Source organism: Anabaena sp. FACHB-595 (genome assembly GCF_048568275.1).
GTDB lineage: Bacteria > Cyanobacteriota > Cyanobacteriia > Cyanobacteriales > Nostocaceae > Trichormus.
The window spans coordinates 5,291,644-5,314,837 of sequence record NZ_CP183473.1; the positions used below are offsets into that span (position 1 = coordinate 5,291,644).

General features: G+C 38.2%; 17 protein-coding genes. 2 read left to right on the forward strand and 15 right to left on the reverse strand.

Translation table 11 applies throughout. From position 1 onward, the window contains the following. Window positions 1-337 precede the first annotated feature (337 nt). Complete coding sequence (locus ACN222_RS22060) at window positions 338-1,312, forward strand: cysteine synthase A (RefSeq protein ID WP_010998551.1); 975 nt, start codon at window positions 338-340, stop codon at window positions 1,310-1,312. A 257-nt stretch (window positions 1,313-1,569) separates the two neighbouring features. Continuing rightward, window positions 1,570-2,445, forward strand: coding sequence for a DUF5331 domain-containing protein (locus tag ACN222_RS22065; RefSeq protein WP_010998552.1), 876 nt, complete (start codon window positions 1,570-1,572; stop codon window positions 2,443-2,445). Window positions 2,446-2,472: 27 nt separating this feature from the next. Here the strand turns inward: ACN222_RS22065 and ACN222_RS22070 are convergent, their stop codons facing one another. From ACN222_RS22070 to ACN222_RS22140, 15 genes are all read right to left on the reverse strand, one after another. Continuing rightward, window positions 2,473-3,516 (reverse strand): adenosine deaminase, encoded by a 1,044-nt coding sequence (locus ACN222_RS22070; RefSeq protein WP_010998553.1) that lies wholly within the window; start codon window positions 3,514-3,516, stop codon window positions 2,473-2,475. Between the two features lie 91 nt (window positions 3,517-3,607). Further along, window positions 3,608-3,856 carry a response regulator transcription factor gene (locus ACN222_RS22075; protein WP_010998554.1) on the reverse strand — a complete coding sequence of 83 codons (249 nt, stop codon included), beginning with the start codon at window positions 3,854-3,856 and terminating at the stop codon, window positions 3,608-3,610. A 129-nt stretch (window positions 3,857-3,985) separates the two neighbouring features. Then, the gene (locus ACN222_RS22080; protein WP_044522179.1) at window positions 3,986-5,416 is read right to left on the reverse strand and encodes a sugar transferase; all 1,431 of its coding nucleotides are present in this window, start codon (window positions 5,414-5,416) and stop codon (window positions 3,986-3,988) included. 253 nt (window positions 5,417-5,669) lie between these two features. Beyond that, on the reverse strand, window positions 5,670-6,443 hold the full coding sequence (locus ACN222_RS22085; protein ID WP_010998557.1) for a WecB/TagA/CpsF family glycosyltransferase: 774 nt from the start codon (window positions 6,441-6,443) through the stop codon (window positions 5,670-5,672). Between the two features lie 160 nt (window positions 6,444-6,603). Continuing rightward, the gene (locus ACN222_RS22090) at window positions 6,604-7,743 is read right to left on the reverse strand and encodes a glycosyltransferase family 4 protein (protein WP_010998558.1); all 1,140 of its coding nucleotides are present in this window, start codon (window positions 7,741-7,743) and stop codon (window positions 6,604-6,606) included. Between the two features lie 121 nt (window positions 7,744-7,864). Continuing rightward, window positions 7,865-8,758, reverse strand: coding sequence for a glycosyltransferase family 2 protein (locus tag ACN222_RS22095; protein ID WP_010998559.1), 894 nt, complete (start codon window positions 8,756-8,758; stop codon window positions 7,865-7,867). A gap of 78 nt (window positions 8,759-8,836) precedes the next feature. Next, entirely contained in the window at window positions 8,837-9,853 is a 1,017-nt protein-coding gene (locus tag ACN222_RS22100) for a hypothetical protein (RefSeq protein WP_010998560.1), read from the reverse strand. Window positions 9,854-9,888: 35 nt separating this feature from the next. After that, window positions 9,889-11,142 carry a glycosyltransferase family 4 protein gene (locus tag ACN222_RS22105; RefSeq protein WP_010998561.1) on the reverse strand — a complete coding sequence of 418 codons (1,254 nt, stop codon included), beginning with the start codon at window positions 11,140-11,142 and terminating at the stop codon, window positions 9,889-9,891. 41 nt (window positions 11,143-11,183) lie between these two features. After that, window positions 11,184-12,119 carry a phytanoyl-CoA dioxygenase family protein gene (locus ACN222_RS22110; RefSeq protein WP_010998562.1) on the reverse strand — a complete coding sequence of 312 codons (936 nt, stop codon included), beginning with the start codon at window positions 12,117-12,119 and terminating at the stop codon, window positions 11,184-11,186. A 25-nt stretch (window positions 12,120-12,144) separates the two neighbouring features. Continuing rightward, entirely contained in the window at window positions 12,145-13,380 is a 1,236-nt protein-coding gene (locus ACN222_RS22115) for an O-antigen ligase family protein (protein ID WP_010998563.1), read from the reverse strand. A 35-nt stretch (window positions 13,381-13,415) separates the two neighbouring features. Continuing rightward, on the reverse strand, window positions 13,416-14,342 hold the full coding sequence (locus tag ACN222_RS22120) for a hypothetical protein (protein ID WP_010998564.1): 927 nt from the start codon (window positions 14,340-14,342) through the stop codon (window positions 13,416-13,418). Between the two features lie 39 nt (window positions 14,343-14,381). Continuing rightward, a complete protein-coding gene (locus ACN222_RS22125) occupies window positions 14,382-15,704 on the reverse strand; it encodes a flippase (RefSeq protein ID WP_010998565.1) in 1,323 nt (440 codons plus the stop codon). Window positions 15,705-15,780: 76 nt separating this feature from the next. Next, window positions 15,781-16,734 carry a glycosyltransferase family 2 protein gene (locus tag ACN222_RS22130; RefSeq protein ID WP_010998566.1) on the reverse strand — a complete coding sequence of 318 codons (954 nt, stop codon included), beginning with the start codon at window positions 16,732-16,734 and terminating at the stop codon, window positions 15,781-15,783. 197 nt (window positions 16,735-16,931) lie between these two features. Continuing rightward, window positions 16,932-19,136 (reverse strand): GumC family protein, encoded by a 2,205-nt coding sequence (locus tag ACN222_RS22135; RefSeq protein WP_010998567.1) that lies wholly within the window; start codon window positions 19,134-19,136, stop codon window positions 16,932-16,934. 912 nt (window positions 19,137-20,048) lie between these two features. Continuing rightward, window positions 20,049-23,150: a filamentous hemagglutinin N-terminal domain-containing protein gene (locus tag ACN222_RS22140; RefSeq protein ID WP_010998568.1), complete on the reverse strand. Its 3,102-nt coding sequence runs from the start codon at window positions 23,148-23,150 to the stop codon at window positions 20,049-20,051. Between the last annotated feature and the right edge of the window lie 44 nt (window positions 23,151-23,194).

Below are 23,194 nucleotides of genomic sequence, written 5' to 3' on the forward strand. Positions count from 1 at the left end.
TGTATATTAACTTACTTAACTTTTTGTTAGCCACAGTGAAACTACTATTGTAACTTGATAAACTCTCCAGTTGATTTGTTAAAAATAGATCCCACGAGCTAGACTGACTTTTCGGAAATTATTGGAGCAATTAAATAACGGACAAGTCATTCATAAAATACTACGACTATCAATTGTGATTACGTGTTGCCGAGATTTGTATTAAATTGAAATAAAATCTGCTGGCGATGACATATGGTTGGTCGGAGAGAATCACTGGACAACTTAGATTAACTGTATATCCTGCCACCGCTATAAGTCACAATTTTTATATGCACTCCACTCAAGTCAAGACACAATGGATATCAAAAATGGCTTTATAGGAACTGTTGGCAACACACCACTAATTCGTTTAAACAGTTTTAGTGAAGAAACAGGATGTGAAATTCTCGCTAAAGCAGAATTTCTCAATCCTGGTGGTTCAGTCAAAGACCGCGCCGCACTTTACATCATCCAAGATGCAGAAGAAAAAGGACTCCTCAAAGCAGGCGGAACTGTTGTAGAAGGAACTGCTGGTAATACTGGCATTGGATTAGCGCATATTTGCAATGCCAAAGGCTACAAATGCCTGATAATTATTCCTAACACCCAATCACAGGAAAAGATTGATGCACTCACAGCTTTGGGTGCAGAAGTCCGTCCCGTTCCTGCTGTACCTTACAAAGACCCAAACAATTACGTCAAACTATCTGGGAGAATTGCTGCGGAGTTAGACAACGCAATTTGGGCAAATCAGTTTGATAATTTAGCTAACCGCCGCGCTCATTACGAGACTACCGGCCCAGAAATCTGGACACAAACCGATGGTAAAGTTGATGCTTGGGTAGCTTCCACTGGTACTGGTGGCACATTTGCCGGTGTAGCCATGTATCTGAAAAACCAAAATCCCGCCATTAAATGCGTAGTAGCTGACCCACTAGGTAGCGGACTATATAGTTACATCAAAACTGGTGACATCAAGATAGAAGGAAATTCTATCACCGAAGGTATTGGTAACAGCCGCGTCACAGCTAATATGGAAGGCGCACCAACTGATGATGCCATCCAAATAGATGACCATGAAGCTTTGCGGGTAGTTTACCAACTGTTGCGGAAAGATGGTTTATTCATGGGTGGTTCGACAGGTATTAATGTTGCCGGTGCTGTAGCTTTGGCGAAGCAATTGGGGCCTGGTCACAGGATTGTCACCATATTATGTGATAGTGGTTCCCGCTACCAATCGCGTATATTCAACCGTGATTGGCTTGCATCCAAAGGACTAACGGTAGATTAGTTATGAGTCATTAGTTAGGTTTCTGGGCGTTGCTGATTAAGGGATAAATTTTGTTGTGTGCATACCGCCACGGCGGAACTTGCAGAGTAGATACAGAAATCAATCTTTCACTTTGCTTAAATCTCTCAATTCATCCCGCATTCAAGCAACGCCAGTTTTTACCATAGATTTGGGATTTTAGGTTTACATCTGTTTCCCTGTTTTAGAGAATTGGTACATACAGGTCTGCACTATTTTTGACTGAAGCGAGGCATCCGATGGACATTCAGGAGCTGCGTCAATCCTTGAAGATGAAGTGGCTGAGTTATTACGAGCAAAATCGTTCTTGGTTGGTCAAAATGAAGGTTTGGGCTACTTATAATGGTTTGCGTAGACCTTCCTCTGGATTTATTTTGGCAACGCTATCTGTTTTAGAACCACAGTTTGAGCAGACACTTGCTTTTATTATGGAACTGAATAATAATCCCGATGAGATTGTTGCTGCTTTGGGTCTGAATTTTAATCCCGATGTTGAATTACGTTTAACAGAATCTCACACCAACCAGGAAAAACAGCAGACAGAAAGCGAAGTCATCACATTAAATGAATTTGCTCTCAAGAATGCGTCCCACAAACAACATTGGGAAAACCAACCTGTTTTGTCACTGGTACATAAACCTTTGCGATCGCCTACAGAAACTCAGGAGGCTGATAAGACACATCAACTTGAACCAGCAGTTCTCTCTTCGGGAAATGCTCAAACAGCAATCAGCTACGCTACATCCAAGGTAAACGCAGTTTCTAGCAATTTTCAGCCAGGGCGATCGCCTGCAATTGACCGTAGGTCATCACCATCTCTAACTATGGAAGCTCCTGACAAGACTAAACCTTTAGCATCCTTAAGATTAGCCTTAGCTACCGAGAATCACCGTAATGGTAAAGCAGTGAGAGTACTAGAAATTATCACTAATGTTTCGAGTCAGCCAAAAACTCTACCATCACCAACATTAGCTACGGAAGTTACCCAAAATGGACAGTACACAAATAAACAAACACCAGCACCTAGCCACAAAGTTCAGCCATCACTTGGTACTAATGCCAGTAGTCTAGCTTCTTGGGTGGATGAGTTTTGTCAGGGTACTGGCTGTTATTAAAATGAAACTATTTCCATATCTCAGTGATTAGTCTTTCAATGCTAAAACTTTGGTAGTTTCCGGTTGTAGTAATTCATTCAATAGGGATGCAGGACGTTCACCATAAGGCCAAGCAAAGGCATGGCGGAAAGCTGCATCCTGGCAAGCTTGTAACTGTTCAAAGTTGATAATGTCGTAAGTTAGGAGATTTTCATACTCGAATGGCAAACGTACATTATGCAGCCCAGCGTTATCAGTACAGATGGCGATATCTACCCCAGCATCAAAACATCGGTCAAAAACTAACTTGAGTTGGCGGATGTCTTGTAAAGTACCTGTTTGAATATAAGTTGTGGGACACACTTCCAAACACTGGCCGCGCCTAGCTACATCTGGTAGTAGCTCTGGATACAAGAGGGGAATTTGGATACCGTGACCAATCCGCATGAGGTAAGGTAGGAGTTGGGGGTAACAACCAGATGGGGTTTCGTAAAAGTGTCCAGTGGTGTTAATCCCTAGCGATCGCCCATACTCATATAAACTGATCCATTCGGGAAGGCGATCGGCGTAATGGCTATCACCCCCAGCTACATCTATTCCACACACATAATTTTTGTTTTGCGCCGCCAAATCAATAATTGCCTTGTTCACCTCATAAGGTAGACGCGTGTGCATACACAAAATCTGGCTTGTGATAATAGGATACTCTGGCTGGCTACTAGCCTCCCCTACAACTTTGACGATCTCGGCCATCTTGTCAATTCTTTGGGACTGGCTGAGATGTTCTGGTGTACGTAAGTAGGGAGTGTAGCGCAGTTCCAGATAAGCCAAATTTTCAAAAATGTAAGCACCCCGCACCAAACGATAAATAAAGTAAGGCAGAGTTTCTACCGTCTGTACACTTTCCACAAGGGTGTGCAGTTCTAAGTACTCATCGAGGGTATTGCGGGGACGGGTATAAAAGTCTTCAAACTCTGGGTACTCGGCAAACCGAGAAATCAACTCCGATGAGTGTCGCTCAAAATAGCGCCATAAGACACGGGGGACAACGGAACCACCCAGGTGTCTATGCAATTCTGCATATAATGCCATAGTGTGACTTTTTGATAAAAATTTTAATAATATTAACAAAATTACTGAGAGAAAAAATCTATATCTTCAGGAAGATTCTGTAAATTCACTGTTAATTATCAGTGTGGACGGTATGAATTGTTTGTACTAACTCTTTGGCTGTGCAGGGTTTAGATAAAAATGCTTTTACCCCCATGTTAGCAATTGCACTCTCATGGGGTTCAGATAAAAGTCCACTAATGGCGATAATTTTGATCTGGGGATGAAAGCGATCGCTCCATCTATATGATGGCATCATCATATCCAAACAGAATGACACTAATTTGCTCTTGGTGTCCTGTTGTGGTGAAGCAAGTTCCACAAGTCCTGCATGAAAGTGGTCTTTTCTACTCTCCTCTTTACCAGCTAGAGCTATAGACCCAAATTTTAAAAGGGTGTAAGCCTTTTTAACACCTACACCCCTTATTCAAAACCTTGATGTTGATTCAAATCAATGTGCGCCTGTCTTCTGAATCACAACCTTAAAGGTTTGTAACAAGATTCTCCAATCTAGCCAGATAGACCAATTTTCGATATAGTCCATATCTAGTTTGAATGCGTCATCAAAATTATCAATGTTGGAACGTCCAGAAACCTGCCACAAACCAGTGATACCAGGAAGAACTTCTTGGCGAATAAAATGATTATTCTGAAACTTCTGAACATCGCGCATCGGTAAAGGACGAGGCCCGACAAGGCTCATTTCTCCCAAGAACACATTAAATAATTGTGGCAATTCATCCAAACTATAGCGGCGTAAGAATTTACCAACTGTTGTGATGCGAGGGTCGTCTTTCATTTTGAAAAACACACCATCTTTCATTTCGTTTTTAGCTTCTAGAGAGGCTTGAATTTTTTCCGCATTTGTCACCATTGTCCGGAATTTCCAAATCTTGAAGGTTTGGCGATGTAAGCCAACACGTTCTTGTTTGAAGAATACCGGCCCAGGAGAATCAAACTTGATTATCAAAGCGATCGCCACATATACGGGTAAAAGCAAGATGATGAGGATGGAAGAAAAGCAAAGATCAAAAAATCGCTTCATCCAAAAATCACCGCCAACAATTAAGGGTGCGGGGATTGTGGGATAAAAGACCTCTCCAATCATATCAAACGTAGATTTAGGGAGAGAAAATTCACTCATTGTTGGCAATAAGCGCAAGGTAATGCCAGCATTGTAGAAATACCAGCAAAGGAACAACCGATTTTTGATGGTATCCCAAGCAATAAAAACTTCATCTACATTTTGAGCGCGAAGATACGCAAAGGTTCTTTCTCTATTAGCTAAATCTAAACATTTGGAGTTAGCATAACCTTGAATTGCAAAGTAATTCTCTCGTTCCAGCAGCTTTACATGATAAGGCTCTTTTTCTTCATCATCAGCAATAATAAAAATCCGGTGACGTACTGCGCCTTTTTGACGGATTGAATTAGTAAAGAAGTTAAATAAATAACGAAAAGAGCAAATGAAGCTGATGGACAATAACCAATGCACTAGAAAAGTTGCATAGGGAATATAAGTATTTTCTCCATAGAGAACCTCTACAAATAACAACAATACAGATGATAAAGAAATTGCTTTAACTATACCTGCATAGTTCCGCCTGTGAATACCTGCTTTATAAAGCCCTGTTGTTTGAAATATAGCGATCGCCAAGCTCAAATTGAGCAGCATAAACGATATATTTTGTATCGAAAATAATTCAATGGAATTACTGGACAAAACTGCTAAATTCCATGCAGAGGCTATAAATACTGCATCCAAAAATACCAGAATTACCACACGCATTAATCTGATAAACAATCCCCTCTGGATTCTGGGACTGTTAGCAGAGCGTAAGTCTGGTTTTAAACTTTCTATAGAAATGTTACCAGAAACCATAAGTATATTATTCCTCCATATTACAGCAAAATTGACAACAAAAAATATCAGCTATGATTTTATGGTTTATGCAAAATCAATCTTCCTAAAAGTTTTAATAACATCCGTTTATTCTTTGAAAAAATCAAATACCTATGTTTTTACAGTCACTTATTCTGGAAAATATTGTCATCACCAGTATTTAAAAACACAAGTTTGAATCAACTTGACGTATTGATTACACTAACCTCAAAGTCTGACAAATAATGCCCACCTATTTTGATTGACTAGACAAACTCCAAATTTCTCGTAAGAAGAGAGTGCCTAAAAACCACGGCTCAAGTAAGTAACGTCTCCACAATCTAGTTGGTTCGGTCAACAACCTATACAACCATTCCAGCCCCATTCTCCCCATCCAACGAGGTGGCGTAGGTATCGCTCCTGCCACATAGTCTAGGCAAGCTCCACTGGTCAAAATAGCATTGGGTTGAATACGTTCCAAATTTTGGGAAATCCAATGCTCTTGTCGTGGCATCCCCATCCCCACCATTAACACATGGGGTTTGTAATCATTGATGGCCTTAATAACAGTCAGATTTTCTTCACTCTCTTCACTAGTATCAAAGTAGCCATGAGAGCAAGCAATTTTTAACCCAGGAAACTTTCGGCGCAAAATAACTGCCCCTTGTTCAGCAACTCCTGGTTTTGAACCTAGATAGAAAATACGCCAACTTTTATTGGCTGCTTCCTCCATGAGAGGCCATACCCAGTCGGCATAGGTTACTCTCTGTTCCCTCTTCATAGGAAAACCTAGAAGCTTGCCAATAAAAACTATAGGCATACTATCAATATGGATGTATTCGGCCTTAGCATAAAAGGCTTGCATTTCTAAGTCCTTGTGAAATAGATAAAGACTATGCAGGTTGTGATTAGCGATAATCCATTTTTTTCCCTGCTCAATAGACTCTCCAATTAAACAATTTAATTCAGGGATAGAAAGAGCATCTACGCTAACCCCAAGAAGTTTATAAGAAGGCCGCTTCTTCATGACTTGTAACTATTTTGTAAATCTAAGAGTCTGGAACACACAAAAACTAAGGTTTTTATAATTAATTCGTTAAATCTATATTATCATTTACCTACGTAAATACACTAAGATTTTTGGTTAAATCTTTTGTGAAGAGAGGGAAACATTGTTAAGATTCTATTTACTTCATCAGTATTTCTGCTGTATATTTAGCCTTTGCACTCCAAGAGTATTTTTCTCTAATCAAAAAATATGCCTGTTGGACAAGCTCTTGATATTCATCGATATTTGTAGTAGCGTCCACAATCGTATTAGCCACATCTTCGCAAGAGTATCCAGATATTAAAAGATGCTCCTTGTGACGAAAGTCTTCTAAACCTCGTAAGCCTTCTGGTGTTGACACAACTAACTTTTTACTGGCAAAAAAATCTAAGGCTTTATTGCGAGCGCCACCCGCTACTGCTTGCTTAGGAAATGGCAGCAAGGCAATGTCTGAATATTGAAGATGGTCAAGGAAATCTTCACGTTTAGGTAGAAACCCTAAGAAAGAAATATTAGAGGGAATGGGTTCTGCAATATCGCTACTATCCCTACCAATGACAACAAAATGAATCTTTTGCTGATGAATCTCAAGGGATTTTGCAACCTCCATAGTCATTAATACGGACATATCATTAGTAGGGAACTGAAATGTTTTAGGAGCAATAACAACTACTATTTTGGCTGGTCTCAATGCTTGGTAAGGGTCTTGACCCAAACGAGATTCATTATTCAGTAAGTATTCAGCTACTCCATTACCTATACAATAAATCTTTTGAGGATTCTTAGCATACCACCGGGAAATTAGATAAGGTGTTGATTCACCCGCCGCAATTATTGGGCATCCGGAGAACACTAATAGTCCTTGAGCAATATATGTTTTAATTAATTGAGTAAATTCTTTAAAAGGATTAGCTACTGAAAATAAGCGTGTCCAATATTCATATGGTGAAAAAGTGTGAAAATCTAATACCAGAGAAAAATTATTCTTTTTCCTTAACTTTGTTGCAATGAGAGCAGCTAAACCAGGTAACGTTTCTTGAGCATAGACAACATCTGGTTCAAACTCATCAATACACTTTTGAATATTTTGAATGTACGACTTCAGACTGCGTGAGCCAATAGAAAGAGAAGGGGCATAGTCTACAGCCGAACAGTCTAGACCCAACTGAAAAACTTGAAAGTATTCAGTAAGATTTTGTCCTAAGTAAAAAGGTCTAGTAAAAGCGCCAAATGGTTGGCTGGAGTCAAGGTTAGAGACAATTAGTAAGCGTTTACCCATAAGAATATTTAAGATATTGTTTCTGATTTAAGGTGGGTATTTTTTTAAAATTTATTCAAGTATTTACCAAAAGTAATGTCTCCTATTCAACTACATTTGATAAATACCGCTACAAGAATAATTAAACTTCTGGTTTCGTTTCTTTTGGGTCTTCGGAGAATGTGGGAGAAGTTGCCAAATTCTTGTAACCAATGATTGCTCTGATATAAGGCAAAAACCAATAAAATATCCAGAATGGCCCAGAGTGTCTGCTACAAAATGTAGTCCAGGGTTTCAACGGAAATCCTTTAATTTGTAGGATTTTTCGCAAACGTTCTAATACAGGAAGTTTTGTATCCACCCAGCTATTACGGACGGAATTTTTATTACAAGTGCCTATATATCCGGGTGCTACCCATACATGACAACCTAGATTACGCGCTCTGAGAGCGTAATCTAAATCTCCCAAACTATGAATAAAAGCAGTATCAATATTACCAACTTTTAGGGTGACACTGTGAGGAATGAGAACACAGTTGCCATACATAGCATCACATTTTTGTACATCTGAAGTTGGTTCTAAAAATTCAAATTTATTAGAGTACCACTTTTTCGATTTAACTGCTCCGCCATAAGTGGCTTGCTTCGTAATCGGGTCTTGAGTGGAACCAACTACAATTGATTGCCCATAACCTTCTACCGCTAAATTCTCATGAACCTGCAATAACTTCTCTAAAGCATCAGCTTCGAGAAATGTGTCATCATTCAACCACAGGTAGTAATCATACTGATTTTTGATAGCTTCTCCAAAGGCCAGGTGCATTCCCCCAACCCAAAATAAATTGCCATCACCCTGAAAAATTTTTACATCTGGATATTCTGCTTTAATAAACTCTGCTGTACCATCAGTACTACCATCATCAGTTAAATAAACATCAAAATGATTTTTTTGTTGATATAGAGCTTGTAAACAAGCAAGAGTGGTATTACGCCGGTTGTGGCAAGTCATAATTACCGCTAGGGTTGGCTGCTTCATCTCATTTACCTCATATAATTTTTTTGAAAACAATCTTTAAAAATAGAAAACTTTTCGTTATTTTTGCAGATTTGATTTTCAAAATTTGGCTGTCTTCTCTATCAAACTACTCAAATTAATTTTTATATTGAATTTTTGTAGTTTTTGCTCTATTCTTCTAATTGCTAACATATATCTATGTAACACTGATGTACGAGGCATATTGAGCCTGATAACTTCTTGAGATAACCACTTATATTTATTAGAATTAATATTGAATTTTTTCAATTTTCTAATCTGTATATTCCAGTCGTTATAAAAAAATAAATTGAAATAATGAATGGATGTAATGTCATCCCATTTCTGCAACCGTAGTTCTGGTGATAAGCGATTATGTAAAGGTAAAGGATAACTGTAGTTAAGAGAGAAATGTTCTACATTATCTGCTAAGGCACATAGTGTCACAGACAAGACAGACTGTTCAACGAAGTAAATTCCTTGAGGAGGAGTGATGTCAAGGTGCATTACTTTTGTAAAATTTTCTTTCCAAGCTGTAAATATACCTGCACTTCTTCTCACAGCAACTAAACCAGAATTCCAATAGGCTCTAATTCTTTTATTCCCGATGGGCGTGTTAACAAATATCTCACGCTTAACACCCAGCACTTGATATAATTTCTGCCAGTACCATTCTTGAGGGTCTTGTGAACCTGTCGAGCCGATTCCTTGACCATACTCAGGACGCACCCGCACGTTACAATTTTTCGGCAGTAAAAATTCTGTTGGTTCAGCAAACAAGCATTTATCACTATCGAGAAAAACTAATATTTCTGCATCAATGTTCTGTTCTGCATAGGCACAAACTAAGGGTTTATTTGCTAAATAGTACTCATGAAATTCTTGGTTAATTGGAATTTGTTGGTGAATGACCTGTAATGCTGCAAAAGCTGCTTGGGTTTGCTGGGATATTGGCTCACCAACTCTAGGATGAAAACTATATATAGGTGTGTCTTTTAAATTGCCACAGAACTTACGAATACTGGTAGCCAGCATTAAAGATTGGGCTTCTAATCGACCAGGTTCTGTACAAATTATAAAAGCTAAAGGTATTGACATAATAATTACTTGTAAAATTTATGATCCAGTAAAAACTAATTTTTGTTATGTAATATTTCCTGAAAAAGGGCTGAATAGCGGCGAGCTTGCAGCTCTAAAGTAAATTCTCGTTCAGCTTTTTCTCTGGCGTAAAATGACAGTTTTTGCAGTCTCTGCTCATTTTCCAGTACCCAATTAATTCCTTGAGCAAAATCTTCGGCTTCATAAGGTTTAGCCAAATAGCCGTTTTGCTGATGGTCAATAATATCTTTTAAGCCAGTGGCATTAAATGCCACAACCGGAGTACCACAAGCGAGTGATTCAGAGGCTGTCTGTCCAAAAGACTCTTGCAGAGATGGTACTAACATTACATCTGCTGCTGAGTAGACTGTTGCTAACGATATATCATCGTGCAAGTGTCCTAAATAGTGGGTTTTGAAGCCTAAATCAATGGGTTTTTCGGGTTGGGATGCGCCAAAAATGACTATTTCTAAGTTATCTCGCCAAGCAGACTGGCTTAATTGTTGTAAAGCTGGCTGCAAAAGATGAAACCCTTTATTTCTATCACTGGTTGCTTGTATCGCTCCAAACAGTACCAGTTTTTTATCTTGGGGTAGATTGAGTATCTCCCGCGCAGAATGTTGACTGATGGGACGGTATTTTTGCGTATCTAGTCCGTGAGGAATCACTTCTATGGGAAGATTTTGGAACAAAGGACTAGAGCGAGCGCACTCTGCTAACCAACGACTGGGTGAAACCAAAGTGATATTCAGATTTTTCCAAGCTTTGGCTTTACGTTGCCATATCCAACGTGATATGTCTTGTTCATGATCACTATTGAGTTGAGGACAAGCTCCGCAGGAAAATTGATAGCGATCGCACTCTCCAATAACGTGACATCCTCCAGTAAAATCCCCTGTGTCATGAATAGTCCAAACTAGAGGTTGTTTCAGCTTTGCGACTGTTTCTATTTGCATAAATCCTCCTCGAATCCAGTGCAAATGGATAATATCAGGAGCGATTTTTGCCACTTTAGAAGCTACAGTGTCAGGCAACCACTGAACCGAATATGGGTTATTACTGCGCCGAGGATAAAACTTTAATGGTAAGGTTTCAAATGTCAGTTTTGCTCTAGCAATTCCTTGAAATAGTCTAATTTCGGGTGCAATTACTGTTTTGTCATTAGTCAGTTTCTCTTGCACCAGCATCTGCGACTTGATCCCAATATTTCTTAGTCCACAATGCAATCTATAGGCTGCACGAGCTGCACCACCATCAATATCAGATTTATTAATTAGTAAAACATTCATTGCAATATTTTTTCATTAGGTTTTTGTAAATATTTCAGTAACTATTTGATATCTAAGTATTCTGATGAACGCATTTCTAGATAGGGACGTTGAGACTTTGGTCTTAAGTTAACCTGTAGCCAATAACGCCAATGTCTAATACTGGCTTCTGCATGATGCAGCAAGTTCTTCTTCCAAGAAAGGATATTCGGATTAGTAGAAATTACAGTAGGTTTCACCCTGGAAATGCCTAATCGACTATATCCTTCTGGTAGAAAGTGTGCAGTAAAAGATTTTCGAGAATACTTTGGGTTAGTATTTTGAAAAGCACCATGAATGAGATAAGGATGCCAAAAGAGGACTGAACCTTTTTCCAGCAGCATTGGCTGTATTGGATAACTTTGCTCATTGATTAATTTTTGAATGTTTTTGGCGTATTCTTCATGATCACTAAACAAGGGAACATCTGTTTTTCTGGGTATTACAGAACCCTTATGACTCTTGGGAACTACAAAAAAAGCGCCTGCATCCTCTTGAATATCTTCAAGGGCATACCAACACGCAATTAAGTTACCAGGGGGATCACTATCTAAATAGTAATGATCTTGGTGGGCTACAGTGCCAGTTGATTTGTCAAAAAACATTGTTTGCCAGATGGTGTGTTTCTGTTTACCTGTGAGTGTTCTTAATATCTGAGAAACAGAATCTGCACAAATAATATTTGACGATGAACGACAAAAATCTTTTTGGTATACTAACTCTAATGGATTGAGAATAGAACGCTCTATGAATCCCTTTTCGTTGATGGCAAGTTTTTCTGCCCTGTTAGTATCTTGAGATCGAAAGTAATAGTTTTTTGATATCTTAAAATTCTCATACTTGTTGATAAAATCTGTTATTTTTTCAAGGGATACAGCATTTTTTACAACTACATAACCATTCTCTTCATAATAATCTTTAATCTGTTCATTTTCGCTCGCTAAGAAAGCCTGTGACATAATTTGTTCTCCTAAATTTATTTGACTATATAAGCTCTTCTTTGATACCCATACGTATTCGCTGATAGCTAAGACCTAAGGATAAGGAAGTTGTGATATACATTAACCAATTCCAACTAGGAGTTAGTAATCTAGCTTCGGAAAAATTGACGATAACAATGATAATTAACATTTGCATCGGCCAATAATCCTCTGGCTTTTTGGCTACTGAAATAATTCGACCTAGTGCTAGGACAAAAAATCGTATAAATCCGGCTGCAAATACCAAGAAGCCTAAAAATCCTATGTCTAATAACATTTCCAAGAAACCATTATGGGAATTACTCGCCCATTCGTAGGTCGCTCTAACATTAGCCGCTTCAGAGCTATTCCAAAACCCATAATATCCATAACCGAACCAAGGTCTTTCCCAAACCTTGGAAATTATTGGTTCCCAGAGGTCAACACGCCCATTAAAAGTTAAATCTTTACCTGAAGTACCCACTATATTTTCAATATTAGTCATCAGTAATATTGTAGAAAGTGTGAGTAGTATTAAGGCTAAACCAATCATGATAACTTGTAATTTATAATTGGTTTTTTTGAAAAATCTGTAAAAAGGTAAAAGCAGGATTATTGTTAATAAAATTGTCAAAGATGTTGTAGATCGGGAAAGGATAATGAGGGATGTAGCTGTACTACATAATATCCACCTCAACCAAGTATATTGATAATTACTCAAAGCTAGATGCAGAAAAATTCCTGCACTCCAGGCCATCATGTATCCTAGTTCATTTTTATGTCCATAAATTCCACTCCACATTCCTGCTAATTCAGGCGCTTTGTGAATATAATCTGGCAGGAATGCAGAGAAAAACAGAGATAATAATGTGGCTACACCAAGAGCTAAAGCTATGAGTCTCATTTGCTCTCTTATGGAATAGCGCATTGCTAAATATATTGCTAATAAATATATTCTGATTAGCCCTCTTGTATAGTTCAGAGCAGTCCTGATATCTTCAGACCACAAAAGAGACAATATAACTATTCCTAATAAAATGAACTGTAAAGGCTCTTTGGTAATGACATATAAAAAACCTTTCCAGTAAGAGATGATAAAGAAGAAGAGAATTAAATATGAAACTATATTAAATAGAGTATCTAGCTTGTCACCGCCCAAAGGGGAGGTTGAAATTTCTTGTGCAGGATGTATTGTTAATGCGCCTACAGCAATTAATAATAGTAATATAGTTAATATTTTTTCTGGTAGCTTTACATTCATGGTGTGATTCTACTAGTTGTAATAATTATGAAAAATTATTTATGGGATTTTGAATAATTAATTTTTTTCTTCAATTCCTCTTTAAAAATGTCTAAAGTCGTTGCTTTATAAACTATTTTTTGTGTAAAAGTATCCGCCTCTACGTTGCGGATAATATATGGTGGATGCTTTAAGGGAAATTCCATTGATTGGGTCGGTAGATTGATAAAAGAAAATTCTTTATCAGATGTAAAATGAGTTGCATCAGCACCAACGCCCACATTAGCAACTAAATTAACGTTGGGTGTAATACTTAAACTACCCTGCATCCAACAAGCAAAAGTCCATTGGTAATCCCAAGTGATGCCTGTAGGATTGTCGTAAATAGTTTGAAAGGTTCTACGCCAATAATTGACTGCTTTGGAGTCGAGCAGAATGTCATGTAGAAGATTTTGTGCTTGAACTTCTTGCCAGAGTTTGATGTTTAAATCATAATGTTGCCAAGCACGTTTCCATGTTGCCCAACCCCAACAGTGGCTATAGCGAGAGAAGTAGTAACTATAATTTGTGCGTGGTTGCCCAGCTTGGACGTTTTGTGCAGAAATACTAGAGATTCTAGTATCGTTTTGGTATTTTTCTAGTAACTCTTCACTGAATCGGAAAAAGCTATTATGTGGTATGCAATCATCTTCCAAAATGATTGTCTGTTCTACTTTACTAAATACCCAATCTAAACCACTAGAAACTCTCGTTGCACAACCTAAATTAGTATCCGCATAATTTTTGATAACTTCGCATTCCCAATCTACTCTGTCAATAATAGCTCTGCTTGCTTCGCACTTTTCCGCCTCACCTGGGCGGTCAGTTCGGGGGCCATCCGCAATGACAAAAAGTTTTTTTGGTTTGACTTGTCGAATCGCCTGGAAAACTTTTTCTGTTGTTTGTGGGCGTTTAAAAATAATGAAAGTTACTGGTGTTTCCATTTTTAGTATTAGTTAGTATTTTAGTTAGTTTTAAACAGGCTAATATTTATAGAACAGCAGAAGTGACTGCAATTGAATCTTAAATATTTTTTGTGTTCTTCTATCGAAAGCATTGCAAAGGAAAGCTGCCGCAGCTTGGGATATAATTGTGGCGATCGCCGCACCAAGTCCTGAATATTGGGGAATCAGCAAGAAGTTGAGAATAATGTTCAATATAGCCCCAAATACAGTCTTACCTAGAGTTACATGATTTAACCCTTCGGCAATAAACCAAGGTGATGACGCAAAACCAAGGAATACAAATATAGAAGTCCAAATATGTACGGCGAGTATTGCGCCAGCACCTGCGTATCCATTACCAAATAACACCATAACTATCTTGTCAGAAAGGAAAGTCATTGGCACAGCGATCGCTACAGCTATACAAGTTAGCAGCCGAAACAATTGTCCTAGACGCTGATAGTAAACTTTATCTGACTGATCCTTCGCTGCATAAATTGATGGAGCTACAGAGGGGACAATCGCTCCGGGGATAAAGTACCAAATTTCTGATAGCCGCACAGCCGCAGAATAAATTCCTACCTCCTTATCCCCAATCATTTGACCCAACATGATCTGGTCAATTTTCATAAAAATCATGATGGCAAAGCCAGAAAAAATTAAAGGTAAACTCTCTTTGAGGAGTGTTTTAGCAACCTGAAAATTCCAACGCCATGACAAAAATGAAAAGCCTTTATACTGGTAAACAATAGCTAAACCAACTGCATTCATGGCAAATTCGGCCAAGGTTACCCAAGCAAATGCTAATAATGGTGCTTTTGTTAAAATCAGGGCTACTTTGATCAGAGTATTTAATAAAAAAGCTATATTTTTAGCAATAACAGCATATTTTGACTGCACCTGCGACTGGAACCATAGCTCAATAGTATCCGCAGCCCTAAAAATTCCCGCTATTGCTAAAATAGCCACTAACGATATCTTCAAAAATTCGCGTTCACCCAAGAATATCGTAATACCAACTGCTAATAATACAGAGGCAATTCCTCCTAAAAGTTTTAGCCAAAATGTGGTTCCTAAAATTTCCTCTTTATTTGATGATTCACGCACTACATGGCGAACCACTATTTCATCTAGACCTAAAGTCAAAACAGGAGTAAATAAAGTAACAAAGGCTAGTGCATAGTTAAATAGACCATACTGTTGCACCCCTAAATAGCGGGCTATCCACACTCCCACCACCAGGCTTGCACCCATACGCAAGATGCGATCGGCAAATAACCAACCAGCATTAGCAATGATGGCACGTAACCGAGAATGAGATTTTAATTTAGATAAGTTTGACAGCCTCAATTTACTTAGCATTTTAACTATATTTTTTTCTATTTGTCAAAATTCATCATATTTAAAGAAAATAATCTGTGTTTTATTTGATTAATATTTACCTTATTTGTAGTTTTCCATTCAGCAAAAATTTGCCAAGATAATTAAATAATAAAAATATGCCCTTAATTTTCCAATACACATTCTTCTCAAACAGAAATATTATTTTTAAATACGATATAAAATCTTGATTATTAGGACATGGTATTGTTTTTAGCTCATTCAGCGATGTAAAAGCTAATAAAAAAGGTAACTCTAAATTATTTTTTTGCAGGATGTAATTAAATAATGAATTGCGCTTCCAAAATCTCTTATATTCGTAATCTTTATCTGTATTTACAAATTTACTGTTATGAAATTGGTTGTTTTGATGTATTCTGTACCTTACTAAAGGTTGAGATAAATAAAATTTCTTCGCCCCCACTAAAGAAGCTCCCCACACCAAACAATCATCAGCCCTAACGCGCCAATCTTCTGTATTGGGAATAGGTAAAACTTTCCTCAGGATGTCTCTACGCATTGACAATGTTGAAGTTATAGAGCCAATCCATTCGCCATTACATAAAGTTCTAATGACTGAGTAACCCAAATCTACATCTATTTCATAATCTTGAAATGTGCCTTCTACTGCTCCAAATTTTTTATAGGCACAAAATACAAAATCACATTCGCTACGTCTATTATAAAAATTCAGAACAGTTTCTAAATACTCAGGTTCATAAGCATCATCAGCATCTAAAAAAAAGATGATGTCTCCAGAGGCATTTAAAAAAGCTTCATTGAATGAGGATAATTGACCTTGATTTTTTTCTTTTAATATATATTTAATATCTGCTTGTTGAGCAAATTTAGCGATCACTTCAGCAGAGTTATCTGTAGATGCGTCATCAACAATAATAATTTCATCAAATTTAACTGTCTGCCGTAAAGTACTAGCAACTGCTTCTGACAGAAATGCTGCGTAATTATAATTATTAATTAAGCAAGACGTTTTGATTTTTTTTGTATCCATAGGAAAGGGTCTGAAAAGGGAACAAAAAACAAGAACGTTGGTTGATAAAAACCAATTTTTCTGAACTCACAAAAAGACTTTTATTATGCTGTATTCAGTTGCAAGCGATTATTCCCATAATTTACTTTTGATATTCTTGTAAAAATGCGAATGGAAATAATCGCCTCAAAAATACTCTGCAATATCCCTACATTACATCAACTTTTTCTAGACAACTTGCTCAAGCTACTAGATAGTGAATCTGGTTCAAGTTGTCTGTATTTTGAGGAATAAATGTAACCGTTCGGTTCATTTTTAATATTCACTCCATTGATGACTATGCCTAAAACCTTTTGACCAGACTGAGTTAAAAATTCTTTAGCCGCATTAGCACTATTAAAATCAACTACCCCTGGACGAACAACTAATAAAATGCCATCAGTCAGGGTACTTAACACAGCCGCATCTGCTATGCCTGTTAGGGGTGGTGTATCAAAGATAATAAAGTCGTAATCCCTAGCAAAGTTACTCATCAATGTGGCCATGCGTTGAGAATCTAACATGGCTACAGGATTAGGTGGTAGAATTCCGCACGGAAGTACCTCTAAATTTGGCATTACTTCTTGTACTGCTTCATCTAAAGTAACTTGACCAATCAAGACATTGGTTAACCCGATCGCATTAGATAGATCCCAAATATGATGTTGTATGGGGTGGCGCATATCTGCATCTACCAACAACACCCGACGACCCGCCTGAGCCATAGTTACAGCTAAATTTGCCGATACTTCTGACTTGCCTTCTTTAGGGACGGAACTGGTGACTACAATACTTTTGAGTGGTTTATCGGAACAGAGGAACTTTAAATTAACTTGTAGTATCTGATATGCGTCACCTAGAGGAAAGTAAGGGATATCTCTACCAATGATTTTGGGAACAGCTCTATCAAGTCCTGGTATGGGTGTATCGTCTTTACCGTTTCTACCTAATGTGGGGATGACTCCTAAAACGGTATATCTCAAGACTTCTTTAGCTTCTTTAACAGTCTTAACTGAGCGGTCGATCAAGTCTATACTGAAGGCGGCAATGATACCTAAGAAAATACCAGCTACTCCGCCGCCAATAATAAATAGAATTTTGCGCGGCCCCTCTGGGAAATCGGGAATTAAGGCATAGGAAATAACCCGCGCATTAGGAATTTTTTGGTTTTGGGCAATGTCAATTTCTTGGCGTTTTTTCAGGAGGGTTTCGTAGGTTCCTTGTGCTGCTTGTAGCTTCCGTTCTAACTCTCGTTGATTCTGTTCGAGTTTTGGTAAATAGTTGGCTCGTTTAATGTACGCCTCTCGTTGTTGCAAGAGTGTACTGATTTGTCTTTCTAAACCAACCCGTTGTGACTCGGCACGAGTAATATCTGCTATGAGGCTTTGCTTCAATTGCCCAACCTGTAAGCTTCCCTGGGTAACTTGCGCTGTACCTGCTACTTGTCCTGTGCGATCTTTGAGCAAGTTCTTCAAAACTACAATTTTTTCTTCTAAGCTAGTAATTGCAGGGTGTTCAGCTTCAAAGCGAGTACGTTCAACTGCCAATTTACTTTCTGCTTCTTGGAGTTCGGCTAGCACTTTTTGGACTCCCGGCGCTTGACTCAATTCAGAGGCGATAACACCTTGTTGTGAGTCAACCTGAGCTTGTGTGCGTAACTGTTCTAAGCGACCCTTAACGTCGTTGAGTTGTGCTTGTGCTTCAGATATGCGGTTGCTCAGTTTGGAAACAGTATCAACTGCTACGGTTGCTTCCTGTTCTAGAGCAATGATTTTATTGATTTCTTTAAATATTCGCAGTTCTGATTCGGCTTTTTTGACGCTTGTCTCAGCTTTAGGTATTTCCGCGATGAGGACTTGTTTAGCTGTTAGTGCTTCGTCTTGATTGGCTTTAATATTTAGGGCGATATAATTGTCAATAACTTTATTGACAACTTTGGCAGCCAGTGCAGGATCATTACTCTTATAAGAAAGCTGCACAACATCTGTGCCTTTGATTCCTTCTATCTTTAGTTGTTTGGCGAAAATTCTAATTGATAGTGGTTTGCCATTTTGATCTTTAAGGTTAAGTGCTTTAATTGTTTGCTGAAGTACTGGATTTGAGCCAATAATTCTCACTTGAGTTTCCAAGGGGTTGTCGTTCACATTCAATGGTTCTAAGCGACCAATGTCCTGTGGTAAACCAGTGAGTGAGGAAGTACGATTAGTTTTAATCATCACACTTCCTTCTGCTTTGTATGAAGGCTTTTGTGAAAAGGCATACACACACCCAAGGGTCAGCGATAGTCCAAAAATTCCTACTACAGCTAACCAACGTCGTTGAAGAACTTCTACGTATTTGTGAATATCTACTTCTTCAAAACCTTGTAAAGAGTCCATTGTCATATATACAAACTTTTATAAAAAAGACTGTCGAAAGCAGATTATACCAGTGCTTATGCACCATTAACACTGTATTCTACTTAACAATATTCATGTGTTCTGTTGACTATCAGGAAACAAATTTTTGGTGGATTTACTCATCAGTTGATATCAACTAACGAACTTTTTATAAAGTGTACTATTTGGGTTTAACCCATACACAGAACAGAATACAGTACACGATTTTGAATCCTTTGATTGATGAAAGCACCTTCAATACATACAACTCATGCTCTTTTATTTGTTTAAAGACCTAAAGACAAAGTGACTTTAAAAAAACTGAGCTAAAAGACTATCAACACTTAAACTCCAAAGCACTCAAAAGATTTTTTAGTTGTAATGAACACCTAATTGGTGCTAAATTACCGATGATCGGCAATTTTTTCCTAAAATATAACTAAGGAATACTAGTGAGTTTGTTGATTGATAAGTAAGTTGTTATTCACCAAAGATATTCCCTGATATATATGCTTAATCAGTCATATCATACCATGTTTATGTAAAAACACTTAATGAAACAAGTTTACGGAAAATTCATAGATTTTGTGTTCTACTAGTAATCTCATGAAGCATTGTCTTTCCCTGTTTGTATCCATTCCCAGGGCTTCAGCCTGAGACAGCAAAGTATTGTTAAAAGTTTATATATAGGAAAAAGCAAAATTATTTAACGAGAGAATTATTTTTCCCCACACTTGTAGGGTCAGGAAAAGTTTTTATACTTTGGCTATCTCATAGGATTTACGTGAACAAGCCTGTTAATTAGCCAACGTATCAAATCAAGTTATAGCGATCGCCTTTTTTGTCTTCTCTTCACTAATCGACTAACCGATTGCAGACGTATTGAAACATGACTTGTTCCCAAATCGACTCTTTTTTCTATCCCTTATTTATCCGGCAGAAATCGGTTGTCAAACCTAAACTGTGGTGCGTTATTTTAGTTGCTTCGGCAGTCAAAACCAAATTTCCTTGGGCATCATAAACCCAGCCTTGAGCCTCAACAATAGTATCAGCAGTAGTGTTTTCCTCTTTGGCGAAATCAGTTTCTTTGTGAGCAACACTATTGACATCATTAATAGTTACCCAATCCGTAATTACCGCACTGTTATCGAAGATTTCATAGGGATTTATCGGTATACCACCTCGTCCAGTAATAATAAATTGATTTTGTCTCTGTGCCGTCGCCTCATCAATCCGGCATTGTTGAGAAATTTGATTAGACACATCAACCGCCTCTGATGGGAGTTGGCTTAAACTTTGACTAGGGTCTACATCAGGGGTAGTAATTTCCACCGCACCGCTTAACTCAGGGTTAGCGCCAGTAGCAGTAATATCGCTATTAGGGGTACGTTGATTGCGAAATTTGGTGCCAAAAATATTTTGAGCATTAATGTTGATTCGACCACCACGAAAATCAGCAGAATTAGCACTAATATCACTATTTTGAATAGCAACTAGAGTGTTAGTATCAATGTCTATATTGCCGCCAATGACATTATTCCCTGTGGCGTTAGTGGTGATGTTACTGCCACGAGATAGAATGAGATTGTGCGATCGCAGATTGATATTTGCTTGCGATCGCTTAGGGTCACTTCCATTATCACGAGTATCAGCACTGATAAAAGCTTGATCATCCAATCTGATTCTACGAGCATTAATATTTAAGTTGCCTGCACTCCCCTTACCACTACTCTGCACTGCTATCCCACCTCCCTGCTGAACATCCAATAGATCCGCGTTCACTGTGAGTTTACCAGCGCTACCAGTAGAGTTTGCCGTCGCTACAGTAAACAAGCCACTAGAGAACGAAGCATCAGCAGCAGTACCGATTAGTTTGATATCAGAAGCTTGGACAAACAAATCTCCACCTTTACCTGCCCCGAAAGTGCTAGCACTAACTTGTGCGCCATCACGTACCACTAATGTGGAGGTATCAATCTTTAAACTACCAGCATCTCCTGTTGCATAACGATTAGCTTGAGCAAACAAGCCACTGGCAATATTCCTCCGAGAAACACCAATTAGTTTTATCCCCTCAGCAGCCTGCACAAATAAATTACCACCCTGAGCCGTACCAAAAGTACTAACACTGACTTGCGCCCCATCTTTTACTAATAAATTACCAGTGACAATTGTCAAAGATCCCGCATTTCCTGTAGCTGAAGAACCAGATCTCGTGAACAAACCACTAGCAACCCCATTAACAGCAGTACCAATCAATTCCACCTTATCAGTAGCATTGATCATTAAATCTCCGCCTTGACCTGCTGAAAAAGTATCAGCACTAATTCGCCCTCCATTTTGTGCTGTTAACTCACCAGTGTTAATCGTGATCATGCCAGCATCACCGGAAGAAACTGAGTCAGTAAATATACCACTAGGTAAACTATCTCTGCGTAATACACCTGTTATCAACAACTCTTTTAAGGGACCGGCAGTTCTAGGTACTTGCTCATCTAGCTCTGAATCATTAGGCCAGTTCCCAGGAATTGTACCCTTAGGAGAAGTACCAATTATTCCCACCTTATCAGTAGCATTTACAGTCAAGTTTCCGCTTTTACCGACACTCAAATTTCTGGCAATTACCTGCGCCCCATCTTCAATTCGTAACACACGAGTATTAATTGTCAGGTCTCCAGTCTTGCCATCACCATCAGTTTGAGTAAACACACCGCTAGGATATATTTCGTCAAATGAATTACCCCGCAAAGTTACTGAATCTGAGGCATTAATAGTTAAACTAGCTTTTGTCTGCACATTACGAGGAATAATGCCGGAAAATGCAGTAGAAGAATTAGTAATAATTTGTGAACCATTATCGACTAATAAATACCCCGTATTAATTGTTAAATTCCCACTGGATACGTCACCATCTGAAGCTGTGGCATAGATGCGACTGGGAACACCTTTGATATCACTTGTCAGTTGCACCGAATCTGAAGCATTTACCTCCAAATTACCGTTATTTATACTAATAAAAGATTGATTGTTTAGTAATAAATTACGAGTATTAATAACGTGATTTCCTGGCGAATTATAGGGAACTCCAGTATCAATTGCACTTCTACCCGTTAACTCAACCCTCTCCTGGGCATTGACTGTTAGATTATTAAACACATTCAAGGACGCATCTTGAATGACAATATTTTTCCCAGTAAGATTAAGGTCGCCTAAACTATTAATATTAGTGCCTGAATATAGTCGAATATCGCCCAATTCAGATGTCTTGTCAAATTTAAACAAGAAGCCTGAACTGACTGATTCAATACCTACTAAGGCTGCTGATGAGACACCACCTATTTCTATCCTGCCTTCCGACTTTATAGTGCTAAGATTAGCGTTTCCTAAAATAACATTGCCACCAATTAACGCTAAAGTTTGACTGCCTTGAACTTGTAGCGTACTAGGCTGATATATTGATTCTCCTTGTAACTGAATGCTGCCAGAATTAGCTCCATATTGCAAACCAATAGGAGTTGTGACATTGAGTAAGGGTGTAACACTTGAAGGTTTAGTGATAAACTCTCCACCCTCAGCAAATCTGACACTATCAGCAGTACTAGCAACAAAAGAACCTTGAATATTTAACTGAGCATTAGTCCCGAAAATAATGCCATTGGGATTAATGAGAAATAGATTAACTCTACTTCTAGCTGTGATTAAACCATCAATCTTTGATACTTCTCCACCAGTAACCCGACTAAAGATATTTTGAATATTTTCAGTACTATTAAAGTAAGCATTTTGACTCTTGAGTAAGGAAAATTTGCTAAAACTATGAAATAGATTGCTGCCTATTGCTGTTCCGCCGTCAATGAAGAATGTAGTATCATTCTCTTTACCGATAGTAACAGTAACATTAGTATTGTTAGGTAGTGTACTATCTTGAATAATTTCAGCGTTGCTAGGATGCTCAATGCCAGTTATTGCACCTACGCCTAAAATGATAGAGATGCCTATTTTGATGCAATGATGGCTCATCTTTGCTCGTATTCGTAAGTGGTGAATAAAAAATTAGTATACTC

Excerpts from the sequence above, each read along its gene's own strand:
- ACN222_RS22135 (WP_010998567.1), bottom strand. The coding sequence starts at position 19,136 with ATGACAATGGACTCTTTACAAGGTTTTGAAGAAGTAGATATTCACAAA.
- ACN222_RS22125 (WP_010998565.1), bottom strand. The coding sequence starts at position 15,704 with ATGCTAAGTAAATTGAGGCTGTCAAACTTATCTAAATTAAAATCTCAT.
- ACN222_RS22120 (WP_010998564.1), bottom strand. The coding sequence starts at position 14,342 with ATGGAAACACCAGTAACTTTCATTATTTTTAAACGCCCACAAACAACA.
- ACN222_RS22060 (WP_010998551.1), top strand. The coding sequence starts at position 338 with ATGGATATCAAAAATGGCTTTATAGGAACTGTTGGCAACACACCACTA.
- ACN222_RS22065 (WP_010998552.1), top strand. The coding sequence starts at position 1,570 with ATGGACATTCAGGAGCTGCGTCAATCCTTGAAGATGAAGTGGCTGAGT.
- ACN222_RS22105 (WP_010998561.1), bottom strand. The coding sequence starts at position 11,142 with ATGAATGTTTTACTAATTAATAAATCTGATATTGATGGTGGTGCAGCT.
- ACN222_RS22090 (WP_010998558.1), bottom strand. The coding sequence starts at position 7,743 with ATGGGTAAACGCTTACTAATTGTCTCTAACCTTGACTCCAGCCAACCA.
- ACN222_RS22140 (WP_010998568.1), bottom strand. The coding sequence starts at position 23,150 with ATGAGCCATCATTGCATCAAAATAGGCATCTCTATCATTTTAGGCGTA.
- ACN222_RS22130 (WP_010998566.1), bottom strand. The coding sequence starts at position 16,734 with ATGGATACAAAAAAAATCAAAACGTCTTGCTTAATTAATAATTATAAT.
- ACN222_RS22115 (WP_010998563.1), bottom strand. The coding sequence starts at position 13,380 with ATGAATGTAAAGCTACCAGAAAAAATATTAACTATATTACTATTATTA.
- ACN222_RS22100 (WP_010998560.1), bottom strand. The coding sequence starts at position 9,853 with ATGTCAATACCTTTAGCTTTTATAATTTGTACAGAACCTGGTCGATTA.
- ACN222_RS22110 (WP_010998562.1), bottom strand. The coding sequence starts at position 12,119 with ATGTCACAGGCTTTCTTAGCGAGCGAAAATGAACAGATTAAAGATTAT.
- ACN222_RS22080 (WP_044522179.1), bottom strand. The coding sequence starts at position 5,416 with ATGGTTTCTGGTAACATTTCTATAGAAAGTTTAAAACCAGACTTACGC.
- ACN222_RS22070 (WP_010998553.1), bottom strand. The coding sequence starts at position 3,516 with ATGGCATTATATGCAGAATTGCATAGACACCTGGGTGGTTCCGTTGTC.
- ACN222_RS22095 (WP_010998559.1), bottom strand. The coding sequence starts at position 8,758 with ATGAAGCAGCCAACCCTAGCGGTAATTATGACTTGCCACAACCGGCGT.
- ACN222_RS22085 (WP_010998557.1), bottom strand. The coding sequence starts at position 6,443 with ATGAAGAAGCGGCCTTCTTATAAACTTCTTGGGGTTAGCGTAGATGCT.